Genomic DNA, 12,071 nt, shown 5'->3' on the forward strand with positions numbered 1-12,071 from the left:
GCATGTGTATCCAATCCTCAAATAAAGGACTTAATCCTGCCACAATCGTCGTCCAGGTTTGCCGTTTAATCGATCGTGTGTCTCCCGCAATAATTTCGGAATATCCAATTTCTCTGGGCATTTCGGCAAACAATCGCCACAGTCCGTACAGCGATTTGCTTTGTTACCCGGAAACCAGTGCCCCGCATTCTCGAACATGCGATAGCGATATTCTCCAAACTGAGTCATATCATAAGCAGTGGCTAGATTTCTCAAGCGGAGAACTTCAGGAATGTGGATCGATTCGGGACAAGGTAAACAGGCAAAACATTGGCTGCATTGATCAGGATCGATCGCTGTTCTAGCATTCAATTTGTCGATCGCCCTTGCAATACTCAAGTCTTGATCCAAATCAGGAAATGCTAATTCTTCAGGCTTCGCGGCTCCAAAACTCAACGTCGTAATTCTTGAATCGTTCAATAAAAATCGATAATTGAACTCTAGCGGCGAAAATGGCGCACAGAGATCGATCAAAGTCTGCGGGGGTGTGTGAAGCATTCCCGCTTTGTCCGCAGGCGAAATAATGAAAACGCCCATATCTTTCTGATGAGCAAGCTCGATCGCGGGAGCATTCCGTTGAAAGAAGAACGAATAATGTAAATTGACGAATTCAAATAAATTGGTCTCGATCGCTGCCAAAATCAATTCGAGCGATCCATGTGTCGAAAAGCCGACATGTCGAACTCGTCCATCTGAGATCGCGTTCTTGATCGCTTTGATTGAGCCATTCTCAACCCAATCGAGATGTTCCCAAGTATTTAAGCCGTGAATCGCAAGACAATCGATCGAATCGACTTGAAGGCGCTGTAAAGATTCATCAATCCATTGATCAGTTTGTGCAGCATCTAAACTCGGTGGAAGTTTCGTCGTGAGAAAAATTTGATCGCGATTCACTGATCGCAATGCCATCCCCAAAAACTCCTCACTTTTTCCGTAGCCTCTTGCGGTTTCAATGTGATTAATTCCAAGCTCGATCGCTCGTTCGACGGTTTGCTGCATCACTTGAGAAGAGGCTAAACAGCGCATCGTACCGAGCGAAAAAATCGAGTAAGGAAGATTCGTCTGACCGAATCGACGATATTGCATTAGAAACTACTGCGCTTCCCCGCTGCTAAATCGTCCTCGTTGAATCAGTTCATCTGGGCTAAGGTTCGATAAGAACTCTCGGAAAGCTCGACGTTCGGCTTCATCCGCATCTCGATCGACCGGAATAGACGCATCCGCAACGACTTCTTCCATCACCCAAATGGGGCTATTCGTGCGGAGTGCAATCGCGATCGCATCACTGGGACGGGAATCAATTTCGCGACGGACATCACCTTGCATCACGATCAAAACTGCGTAGAACGTATTATCTTGTAAGGAGTGAATAATGACTTTCTCGACGGTCATCTGCCACGCTTCGAGAAAATTCACCATCAAATCATGAGTTAGCGGGCGTGGAGGCACTTGACCTTCCAAAACGCTAACGATCGCTTTTGCTTGATCGGGACCTATGTAGATGGGAAGCGCTCGTCGATCGGTTGCATCTTTGAGCAATACGATCGGGCTTCGAGTCTGCGCGTCTAACGCAATGCCCGCAACCTTCATTTCAATCATGGTGTAGCCTCTAGAACTCCGGAAGCATAGTAAGGGTGGGAGATATCGGTCATCAGGTGAACGTACCGATCGAATCCGGGAGCGGGATTGTGGTCGAGCGATGCCGTTACGGTCTGTTGATCTTGAACTTGATCCTAAATGATCTCTCTCAGAATTTGACAAAATAAAGAAGACTTCCCGATTTCATCATTTTTTCAAGAGGAATATGAAACAAGTCCAAAGCCATATTGTGATTTTAGACTGTAATCTGTCTAAGGTTGCATGTCTATCAGGATTCTCAAAAATTGATGAAGCCTAGATGGGGACGGTTATTCCCAATTCCAGATTGATTTGTAAAAAGGATTAAGACTCGTGTTTACAGGATTGGTTCAAACGGTGGGTCGCTTGGTGATTCTGAATCCTGAGCAGGTAAGAATTTCCGGGTCGCACATGACAGCGATTGTGCAGGGTTTGGAGCTTGGCGATAGTGTCGCGGTCGATGGCGTGTGTCTGACAGTGACGGAGATTTTAGAGGATGGATTTGTCGCGGATGTGTCTCCTGAGACGGTAAATCGGACGACTTTAGGACAATCAGCAAGCGGCGCGAAATCGGTCAATCTAGAAACTTCTCTAAGAGTCGGAAGCAAGCTTGGAGGGCATTTTGTTACCGGGCACGTCGATGGGATTGGCACGTTTGAATCTGCGACTCAGACCGCAACTTCTTGGGAAATTCTGTTTAAGACAGAAAGTGAACAGGTGGCGCGATATATTTTGCCGAAAGGAAGTATTTCGGTGAATGGGATTAGTTTGACGATCGCGAATTGTGCATCAGATGGATCATGGTTCACGGTAGCGGTGATTCCCCATACGTATGCCGAAACGAATTTGTCGGAGTTGAAGCCTGGAGATTGGGTAAATCTTGAGGGCGATATTTTAGGCAAGTATGTGGAAAAATTTTTGCGGGGGGGCAAACCTGGGACGGAAGTACCCGATCGTATTTCGACGGAGTTTCTAGCCGAACATGGTTATTTCTAACGCTTTCCAGTGACGATGTAAGCGACTCGCTTGCCAATATTCGCGGCGTGATCTGCCATGCGTTCTAAATGACGAATCACGAGAACCTGAAGCACGATCGGTTCGATCATTCCTTTTACATCCGACTGACGCGCTAACAGGTTGTACAACGTTTCATAATCCAAATCGACTGCATCATCACGCTGGCGGACATCTAAACCCGATTCAGCATTCAGATCGGACAGCGATTCCAAACTCAACGCCAACATTGCACGACATCGATCGAACATTTGGCGAATTTGTCCCATGTGTGGCGATTCGGGGTACGGAAATAATTGAATCGCAACATCCCCTAGATTTTGGGCATAGTCTCCGATGCGTTCTAGATCGCGAACTAACTGCATCAAGGCGCTGAGGAGTCTTAAATCTTGAGCTACTGGAGACTGAAGCGCGATCGTATTGACACAATCCAATTCGATCTGTTTGTAGAGTCGATCGATTTTCTTATCCAGTTTGCGAATTTGGTCGGCTGCTTCAAGATTTCGTTCAAATAATGCCTCTCGTGCCAGACAACAGGAGCGCTCCACTAACGCACCCATGCGGAGAACATCACGCTGAATCCGTTTAATCTGACGTTCAAACTGAACTCGAATCGGTTCTTGACCCTCTGGCACGTTTTTATAAAACATTGATTCTTAGACCGAGAAATCTGGGGAACGGGCAACGAACGTTTAACTATAACAACAGAACTTTGGGAAGTCAGGTGTTGTAAAAAACGTTTCTATGATTTTCATTTTAGTGCGATCGATTTCGGACAGGATCTAGTAACCTATAGACTTTCCAATCAAATTCCCTACCACTTCTAAAATAATGATCGCGAACCTTATCCCGACAAATTCTGCTATGTTTTCACCCGACGAGTCTTTCGCTGCTTATTCTCAAGGTCACAGCCTGTTTGCCCAACTCCGGAGCCGATTTCCTCAAGGAGCACTGGTATCGGAATTAGTTCAGATCCATGACGGGCAATTCGTGGTAAGAGCGATCGTTCAAGTCGGTACGACGACGATGGCGACCGGAATGGCTGCCGCTGACAAAATTGAAGTGGCAGAAGATCGGGCACGAGTTCGAGCAATGGAAGTGTTGGGAATTTCTCCCACCGGAGGCGCGACGACGTTTGATGTGTCGGCACGATCTGAACCCGAACCCAGAAAAGAAGTCGAACCGAGTGTCACGGCTGACATTTCTGAAATCTCGCTGCCTGCGGTGGAAACGTTAGTTCCAGATTTGCCGAAGAAAGCGACCCGCAAGAAGAAAGAAGAATCGATCGAACCGCCTTCTGTGCCTGATTTGTTATCGTTTCCTGGCTTAGATATGCCAGAGATTAAGTCTGCACCTGTAGAATTTACTCGTGAGCCAGTAGAATTTACACCTGACTTTGAGGACGATGAGGTTGAACCGCCTGCACCCGAACCGATCGATTTATCCGATGCGATCGCCCAAATCGGTACGGAAATCGAACGAATTGGCTGGACAAAGAAACAAGGAAGCACATATCTTCAAGACACCTACGGAAAGAAAACTCGTGCAGAACTTGATGAAGATGAACTGATCGAATTCTTGCACTATCTCAAAGCGTTACCGTCGAAAGGACAGGGAATTCCCTTCTAAACACTTATGCCATCCATTGCCGCACAGCCTTACGAGTACGAGCTACCCACCGAATCAGAAATTGCGCTCATTGTGATTGATATGCAGCGCGATTTCTTAGAAGCAGGCGGATTTGGGGAAGCCTTGGGAAATGATGTGAATCGCGCAAACGCGATCGTGCCCACGGTAAAGCGACTCCTCGAAGGCTGTCGAGCAATGAATCTGCCGATTTTTCACACTCAGGAAGGACATCGATCGGATTTATCCGACTGTCCCCAATCGAAGCTGAAACGGGGACGAGGAAACTTATCGATCGGTGATCCTGGCAAGCTTGGACGGATTCTAATCTTAGGAGAACCGGGTAACGAAATTATTCCAGAACTTGCACCACTTCCCGGAGAAGTCCTAATTCCAAAACCAGGAAAAGGTGCGTTCTACAACACTGATTTAGAAGTGCAATTGATTGCGCGGAATATTACGCATTTACTCATTGCAGGCGTGACGACTGAAGTTTGTGTTCAAACCACGATGCGAGAGGCAAACGATCGAGGATATGAATGTTTGCTGGTTGAGGATGCAACCGAGAGCTATTTCCCTGAATTTAAGCAAGCAACCTTAGAGATGGTACGGGCGCAAGGTGGAATTGTGGGCTGGACTGCGACAACTGATCAAGTGCTGGAAGGATTGCGATCGTTAAAAGAAAAATAGTACAATTGAATTAAGTTTTTCACAGGGCGTTTCATGCACCGAGATTCGATCTTTTACGCTTTGTTTCGCCAATCGCCCAGCTTACTCTTTGAATTTCTAGAAAATCCGCCTGAACAATTACAGCAATATCGTTTTGAATCTGTTGCGGTAAAAGAACCAAGATTTGAGATTGATGGCGTGTTCTTGCCTCCAGAATCCGATCCCCCTGGAACTGTCTTTTTTGCAGAAGTACAAATGCAGAAAGATGACAAACTCTACGAGCGGATGTTTGGGGAATCGATGCTCTACTTCTACCGCAATCGAGACTATTCCTCAGATTGGCAAGCGGTTGTTATAGACGGTGAAACAGTTTTCGCAAGTTTACAAGAGAAAATCGCCATTCACTTGAACAGCGATCGCTTGACCAATTCTCGCGCCAGTTAAGCTGTACCTAGTTTGGGCTTGAAAGTAGAAGCCACGTGCAACTCTTTCAATTGTTTATCATCGACGCTAGAAGGAGCACTTGTGAGTAAACAACGCGCCTGCTGCGTCTTCGGAAAGGCAATTACATCGCGGATTGACTCTTCACCGGAGAGCAACATCACCCACCGATCGATTCCATAAGCCAATCCCCCATGAGGCGGCGCACCATATTCAAATGCCTCTAACAAGAAGCCGAATTTGTTCTGCGCTTCCTCTTCAGAGATGCCGATCGTTTCAAACACCTTCGCTTGCAGTTCCGGTTGATGAATCCGCACACTGCCGCCCCCAACTTCAAAGCCGTTAAAGGCTAGGTCATAAGCTTGAGCACGAGCAGTTTTCAGATCGTCTACATCGTCTGGATGTGGGGCAGTGAACGGATGGTGCAAGGCTTCTAATCTTTTCTCGTCAGCATTCCACTCGAACATTGGAAAATCTACGACCCAAAGCAAATTCATCTTGTCCGGATCGATCATGCCGAGTTCATTGCCGAGATATTGACGTAAGCGATCGAGGGTTTTATTCACGGTCGCTGCATCGCCCGCCGCGAACAATAAGAGATGTCCCGGTTTGGCTTCGGTGCGCTTGAGAATTTCTTGTTTCTGAGCTTCGGAAAGATTATCTTTGATTGCGCCGATCGTATCGATCTCGCCATCTTCTCGAACGCGAATGTAAGCGAGTCCTCTGGCTCCCGCTTCGGAGGCTTCTTTGAACACATCGCCGCCGGGCTTGATTCGCACATTCGAGATGGCATCATTCCCGTTTGGAATCGGCAGAATTTTGACGAGTCCACCTTTTTTCACGGCATCGGAAAAGACTTTGAAACCAGAGTCTTCGACCACATCGGAAACATTGACTAGCTCTAATCCAAATCGGGTATCGGGCTTATCGCTACCGTACCGATCCATTGCTTCCGCGTAAGTTAACCGTGGGAACGGACGCGGAATTTCCACACCTTTGATTGTCTTGATCAGGTGACAAACTAAGCGCTCGTTCAGATCGAGAATTTCGTCTTGAGTCATGAAGCTCATTTCCATGTCAAGCTGCGTAAATTCAGGCTGACGTTCTGCCCGCAAATCTTCATCGCGGAAACAACGAGCAATTTGATAGTAGCGATCGAGTCCCGATACCATCAACAACTGCTTAAATAACTGCGGCGATTGCGGCAACGCATACCATTCACCTGCATTTACCCGTGAGGGAACGAGATAGTCTCTTGCACCTTCGGGAGTCGATCGAGTCAAAATCGGCGTTTCAACTTCGACGAATCCCTCACTGTCTTCAAGAAATCGCCGCATTGATTTAATCAACTGATGCCGCAGTTGAAGATTGCGACTCATGCGATCTCGTCTCAGATCTAAATAGCGATATTTCAGCCGCAGTTCCTCCCGTACCGATTCACTCTCAGCCGCAGACACTTGGAAGGGAAGCTGTTTACGAACGGCATTGAGAATTTCGATTTCGTCTGCGTAGATTTCAACTTCTCCGGTTGGAATCTTTGGATTGAGTGATTCATCCGGACGCTTAGTGACTCGTCCAACGATTTTGATCACATATTCGTTTCGCAGATCGCCTGCTGCTTTGTAAGAATTCGGAGTGCGATCGGGATCACTCACGACTTGAACAATGCCTTCACGATCGCGTAGATCAATAAAAATCACATACCCGTGGTCACGCCGCCGATCCACCCATCCATAGAGAGTGACCGTTTCACCAATATTGCTCGCTCGTAATTGACCACAGTACAGAGTACGCATATCGCTTTGAAAGTTAGGGCTGAAAATTTGAAAACCTCCTCATTATGCCGTATCCGTGGCACGATCGCATCGCCCTATTTTTAAGTCAGCACGATCGGGAAATTAGCAGTAAACTTGTTCTTGCTGATGTGGTCAAGACTATGCCGCGATTTCTTCATCTTGCTGATGTTCACTTAGGATTCGATCGCTACGACAGCAAAGAACGCACCAAGGATTTTTATTGGGCGTTTGAAGATGCGCTGCGAAAATATGCGATCGATACCGAAGTCGATTTTGTGATTATCGCGGGCGATTTATTTGAACACCGAATCATTCAGCCGAACATTCTCAACCAAGCTAAGGTCTGTTTTCAATTGTTGAGAGAAGCTGGAATTCCGACGATCGCGATCGAGGGCAATCACGATAATCGCCCTTACGGAACAGTGACGAACTGGCTGAAATATTTAGCTGAGGATGATTTAGTCATTTTGCTCGAACCCGATCGCGCTGAAGAAGGGATGGTGTATGAGCCGTGGGATGGAAAAGCGGGCGGCTACATTGATCTCGCTTGTGGGGTGCGAATCTTGGGATCGCGGTGGTATGGCGCTTCAGCACCGAGAGCGATCGAGCATTTGGCAGAAGCTATCCAACAACTTCCACCCAGTCCTGATCACACAGTAATGCTATTTCACCAAGGGCTAGAAGGTCAGATTGCAAGATATCAAGGAGCCATGCGCTACACAGATCTCCTTCCACTCAAAGAAGCAGGAGTCGATTATCTAGCACTTGGGCACATTCATAAGAGCTACACCGAGCAAGGTTGGATCTTTAACCCTGGATCAACTGAAGCGAATAGTGTTGAAGAAGCGAACTATGAACGCGGTGTATTTCTAGTTGAACTGAGCGAACAAGGAATTGATGCTCAATTGAAGACCGATTACTATCAACGTCCTTGGGTGCGATTGAAGCTCAAAGCACGAGGGCAAGAAAGCACTGAAGAGATTGAACAAAGCTCGATCGCGCTTGTACAATCTGTGATTCAATCTGGTGAACTTGATCCAGAGATTCAGCCAATGGTAGAACTCCGAATTGAGGGACAAGTGGGATTCGATCGCTTAGATCTCGACATTCGTACTCTCCAGCAGCATCTCAAACAGTTAAGTCAAGCCTTAGTGTTCCTGCTCAAATACGAAGCGGATGCGGTGGAATATGCGTCTCCACTTGCTGAAGATGCCAGTAGAACTCAGATCGAACAAGAAGTGTTCACGGACTTGCTAACGGCGCACAATCACTATAAGAATCGAGCTAACGAACTCGCCAAAGGATTGATTGGATTGAAAGAAATGCAGTTAGAAGCGCGATCGGAAGATGAGCTTTATCAATTCGTCGAGGAACTATTGGGAAATTAATCAAAGCTGCTCAGAGCAGATGGCGTTATGCCCAGAGTGCAGCGGCAATACGATCGCGTAGGTGAAACAGATCGCTCAGACCACTCCAACTCATCCTGAAACATCGCTCGAAACCTTGATAAAGTTCTTTGACTTAAAAGCGATCGTCGGTCAGCTTTCAGTGATTTGCAGCGAGTGAAATCAGGGAATTCTGGCAGAAAATCGTTTTCCCTGAACATCATGATCGACTCTATTCATTTCGCAATCCTTAGCGAAGATGCAAGCTTACCCGTTCTCGTGAACAACTTCTTAGGATTGTTCAATTTTACTTTGGTACAAATTGGAGGAATTCGACTTTCTTTTGCGGCTTTGGCGCTGCTCGTTCTCCAAATCGGATGTGTACTTATATTTTCGCGCGTCGTTAAGCAAGTCATCAAGAAGCGCATTCTCCCAGGATTTGGATTAGAGCTTGGCACTCGTGAATCCCTGTCTTCGTTGGCAAGCTACATTATCTCGATCGCTGGAGTTTTCTTAGTGATCGATTCTGCTGGAATTAACCTGAGTTCGCTGACGGTGTTTGCAGGCGCGATCGGGTTAGCAATCGGGATTGGCTTACAGAATTTAGCCAATAACTTTATCAGTGGCGTTATTTTGCTGCTAGAGCAACCGATTCGAGTGGGTGATTTTGTCGAAGTGGGAGCCATTCTCGGAACCGTCGAGCGAATTTCACTGCGATCGACGATGATTCGCACCGGAAACGGACTCACCGTATTCGTACCGAATAGTAGTCTTGCGAACAATAGCTTGATCAACTGGACACACCAAGATCCAACCTGCTGCATTTCAATTCAAATTGCAGTTGCAGACACGAATGATTCAATGCTGGTAACTGAAGCCTTGTTAGCCGCAGCTCATGAAGAACCGAACATTGTTGCTTCACCCAAGCCTTTAGTTTTTTTCAGAGGAATTGATAACGGTGCGTTTCAGTTTGAGATGGAATTTTGGATTACGCAACCCAGGCGCAGAAGTTCGATCAAAAGTGCTTTATTGTTTCTGGTGCAAGCAAAGTTCCGTGACTATGGCATCACTTATGCGAGCAATCGCATGATGATCAGTGTCGAGAATGCTCGTCAGATATCGGCTTCGATTCCTGTTGAAGAACTCGCCACGAATCAGAAAATAACGCGATCGACTGCGATCACTCTCAAAGAGTTACTTCGCAAAGTTAGCTACTTCGCCAACCTGAGCGATATTGAACTCAGACACATCATCGAAGAAGGCTACCAAAAGAAACTTCCATCTGGTGAAGTGATTTGCCGCGAGAATGATCCGGGGGACTCGTTCTACATCATTCTGTCTGGCTCAGTAGATGTGATTGTGGAATCGATCGGGAAGCATGTAGCAGTTCGCGAGGCTGGAGAGTTTATCGGGGAAATGTCTTTGTTGATGGGAACGCCGCGAACTGCAACCTTGCAAACATTAGAAGAAACAATGCTGTTTGTCGTCGATCGTGGGAATTTGCAAAGCTTACTTAGAAGACATCAAGAGTTAGCCGATCGAATTTCAGAAGAGTTAGTGCAGCGACAAGACACTTTAGAGCGTCTGGGCATTAAGGTGGGAAGCCAAGAAGAACCGCCACTGATTCAAATCCGCAACCGTATTCGATCGATTTTCGGCATCTAGCTTTAATCGGACGACTACGAGAAAATACCTCGATCTCCGAAGTGCCACGGAGAAATTCAGTTCCGCAAAACTACGATATTCTCCGAAGTGATACTGAGGAATTGAGCGAATTGATGTGTTTCTGATGAAGTAGACGTGGGAACACTGGCAGTGTCACAAATCAGAGGCATTGAGATGCTGCTGTTATTGTTCTCTGTGGGGCGAGATTCCTATGCGATCGAAAGTTCTCGTGTGGTTGAGGTCATTCCCAGTGTGCCACTGAGGAAGCTTCACCATGTGCCTCAGTATGTTGCAGGACTGTTGAATTATCGAGGCACGATCGCGCCCGTTGTCGATCTGTCTCATCTGATTCAAGGCGTATCAAGCCGATTTCAATTAAGTACGCGCATCATGATTGTGAAATCATCCGAAGAAACGGCGATGCCTTATCTGGGATTGCTTGCTGAACAAGTCATCCAAACGCTGGATAAGTCCAAAGCGGAGTTTGTGAACTCGAAAACGGTTCACATGAATGCGGCTCCGTATCTCGGTGGAATGATTCTAGATGAACGCGGTATGATTCAGCAGATTCATGTCGATCGACTTTTTGCCGACGTGCAGCAAATTTACTTTGCAGCAAGAGAGGCACAACTCCAATGAGCATGAGCGCGATCGCAACCCTACTGAGTCAAACGATCGGGATTGATGTTGAAATCATTGGAACCCGCAATCTTATGAGAGCGATTTCAACACAGTGTGATTCGACTGATATTGATGCTTATTTCAATGTCTTGTGTTCATCGCCACAAGCACTCGAAGCATTGATCGAACAGATTGTTATTCCAGAAACCTATTTTTTTCGCGATCGCAAGCCGTTCGAGTTTTTGATTGAATCGGTGCGATCGCGCTCTCTTAAAACCGTTCGGGTGTTAAGTGCACCTTGTTCGACCGGGGAAGAACCTTACTCGATCGCGATTTCACTGATTGAAGCAGGACTATCGATCGATTGTTTTAGCATTGATGCGATCGATATCAGTAAGGTTGCGATCGCTAAAGCAAAGCGAGGAATTTACGGCAAAAACTCATTTCGCGGTGAAGCTTGGATTGATCGCGATCGGTATTTTCGATCGACGAAAGAAGGGCATGAAATTGATCCTACAATTCGCAAAACCGTGAACTTCCGTCAGGGAAATCTCCTCACAGCATTCTCAAACGTTCAGCCTACCTATGATGTAATCTTCTGCCGTAACTTACTGATTTATTTAGAGCGTGCTGCCTGCACTCAAGTCTTCAACACATTAGAACAGTTATTGTTACCGAATGGATTGTTATTTGTCGGAGCATCAGAAACAGCGAAAGTACCAGGAAACCGATTTACATCAGTGCGGCAACCATTTACATTCGCGTTTCAGAAAACAGATCCAGCCACAAAACCGAGCCGTTCTGAGTGTACAGAAGTACAGCAAACTCTCGATCGAACAATTGTGAAACCGAGCATCATTCGATCAAGCCCTCGAAAACAAGCCGCGAATCCCACTGATCTAGAACTTGCTCGACAGTATGCAGATGTTGGACAAATTGAAGCCGCGATCGCGCATTGTCAGGCGCATCTACAGCGAGATTGTACCGATGCTGAAGTGTACACGCTCCTGGGAACCTTGCATCAGGTGAAAGCTGAAATAAATCATGCTGAACGCTATTTCCAAAAAGCGCTGTATCTCAATCCCAATCACTATGATGCTTTAGTTTCGCTTGCCTTGATCAAAGAGGGTCGCGGCGATCTCAGTGGTGCAAAGATCCTTCAACAACGCCTTGGAAAGTTAAACCCTTAGCTCTTTAA

Annotated in this window: 12 protein-coding genes; 8 read left to right on the forward strand and 4 right to left on the reverse strand. The window is 46.6% G+C overall.

Annotated features, from left to right (window positions below):
* Window positions 1–30 precede the first annotated feature (30 nt).
* On the reverse strand, window positions 31–1,125 hold the full coding sequence (locus tag ACQ4M5_RS05225) for an aldo/keto reductase (RefSeq protein WP_430674554.1): 1,095 nt from the start codon (window positions 1,123–1,125) through the stop codon (window positions 31–33).
* 6 nt (window positions 1,126–1,131) lie between these two features.
* Window positions 1,132–1,638, reverse strand: a complete 507-nt coding sequence (locus ACQ4M5_RS05230) for a bifunctional nuclease family protein (RefSeq protein WP_430674555.1) — start codon at window positions 1,636–1,638, stop codon at window positions 1,132–1,134.
* 351 nt (window positions 1,639–1,989) lie between these two features.
* On the opposite strand from ACQ4M5_RS05230, the gene ribE reads away from it, so the two are divergent.
* Window positions 1,990–2,652, forward strand: coding sequence for a riboflavin synthase (gene ribE / locus ACQ4M5_RS05235; protein ID WP_430674556.1), 663 nt, complete (start codon window positions 1,990–1,992; stop codon window positions 2,650–2,652).
* Here ribE and phoU read toward each other — a convergent pair.
* Window positions 2,649–3,320, reverse strand: coding sequence for a phosphate signaling complex protein PhoU (gene phoU / locus ACQ4M5_RS05240; protein WP_430674557.1), 672 nt, complete (start codon window positions 3,318–3,320; stop codon window positions 2,649–2,651). The genes ribE and phoU overlap by 4 nt on opposite strands.
* 214 nt (window positions 3,321–3,534) lie before the next feature.
* Between phoU and ACQ4M5_RS05245 the strand changes: the two genes are divergently transcribed.
* From ACQ4M5_RS05245 to ACQ4M5_RS05255, 3 genes are read left to right on the forward strand one after another with little or no spacing between them, the layout of a single operon-like run.
* Complete coding sequence (locus tag ACQ4M5_RS05245) at window positions 3,535–4,299, forward strand: hypothetical protein (RefSeq protein ID WP_430674558.1); 765 nt, start codon at window positions 3,535–3,537, stop codon at window positions 4,297–4,299.
* Between the two features lie 6 nt (window positions 4,300–4,305).
* On the forward strand, window positions 4,306–4,986 hold the full coding sequence (locus ACQ4M5_RS05250) for a cysteine hydrolase family protein (RefSeq protein ID WP_430674559.1): 681 nt from the start codon (window positions 4,306–4,308) through the stop codon (window positions 4,984–4,986).
* A 33-nt stretch (window positions 4,987–5,019) separates the two neighbouring features.
* Window positions 5,020–5,409, forward strand: coding sequence for a DUF2887 domain-containing protein (locus tag ACQ4M5_RS05255; RefSeq protein WP_430674560.1), 390 nt, complete (start codon window positions 5,020–5,022; stop codon window positions 5,407–5,409).
* On the opposite strand, the gene aspS is transcribed toward ACQ4M5_RS05255, so the two are convergent.
* Complete coding sequence (aspS, locus tag ACQ4M5_RS05260) at window positions 5,406–7,202, reverse strand: aspartate--tRNA ligase (RefSeq protein WP_430674561.1); 1,797 nt, start codon at window positions 7,200–7,202, stop codon at window positions 5,406–5,408. The genes ACQ4M5_RS05255 and aspS overlap by 4 nt on opposite strands.
* 140 nt (window positions 7,203–7,342) lie before the next feature.
* Here aspS and ACQ4M5_RS05265 point away from each other — a divergent pair, with 140 nt between their 5' ends.
* From ACQ4M5_RS05265 to ACQ4M5_RS05280, 4 genes are all read left to right on the forward strand, one after another.
* On the forward strand, window positions 7,343–8,590 hold the full coding sequence (locus ACQ4M5_RS05265; RefSeq protein WP_430674799.1) for a metallophosphoesterase family protein: 1,248 nt from the start codon (window positions 7,343–7,345) through the stop codon (window positions 8,588–8,590).
* A 219-nt stretch (window positions 8,591–8,809) separates the two neighbouring features.
* Window positions 8,810–10,252: a mechanosensitive ion channel domain-containing protein gene (locus ACQ4M5_RS05270; RefSeq protein ID WP_430674562.1), complete on the forward strand. Its 1,443-nt coding sequence runs from the start codon at window positions 8,810–8,812 to the stop codon at window positions 10,250–10,252.
* 150 nt (window positions 10,253–10,402) lie between these two features.
* A complete protein-coding gene (locus ACQ4M5_RS05275) occupies window positions 10,403–10,891 on the forward strand; it encodes a chemotaxis protein CheW (protein WP_430674563.1) in 489 nt (162 codons plus the stop codon).
* Complete coding sequence (locus ACQ4M5_RS05280) at window positions 10,888–12,063, forward strand: CheR family methyltransferase (RefSeq protein ID WP_430674564.1); 1,176 nt, start codon at window positions 10,888–10,890, stop codon at window positions 12,061–12,063. Before ACQ4M5_RS05275 ends, ACQ4M5_RS05280 begins: the two co-directional genes overlap by 4 nt.
* Window positions 12,064–12,071: the final 8 nt, after the last annotated feature.

The organism is Leptolyngbya sp. AN10 (assembly GCF_050565645.1).
GTDB lineage: Bacteria > Cyanobacteriota > Cyanobacteriia > Leptolyngbyales > Leptolyngbyaceae > Leptolyngbya.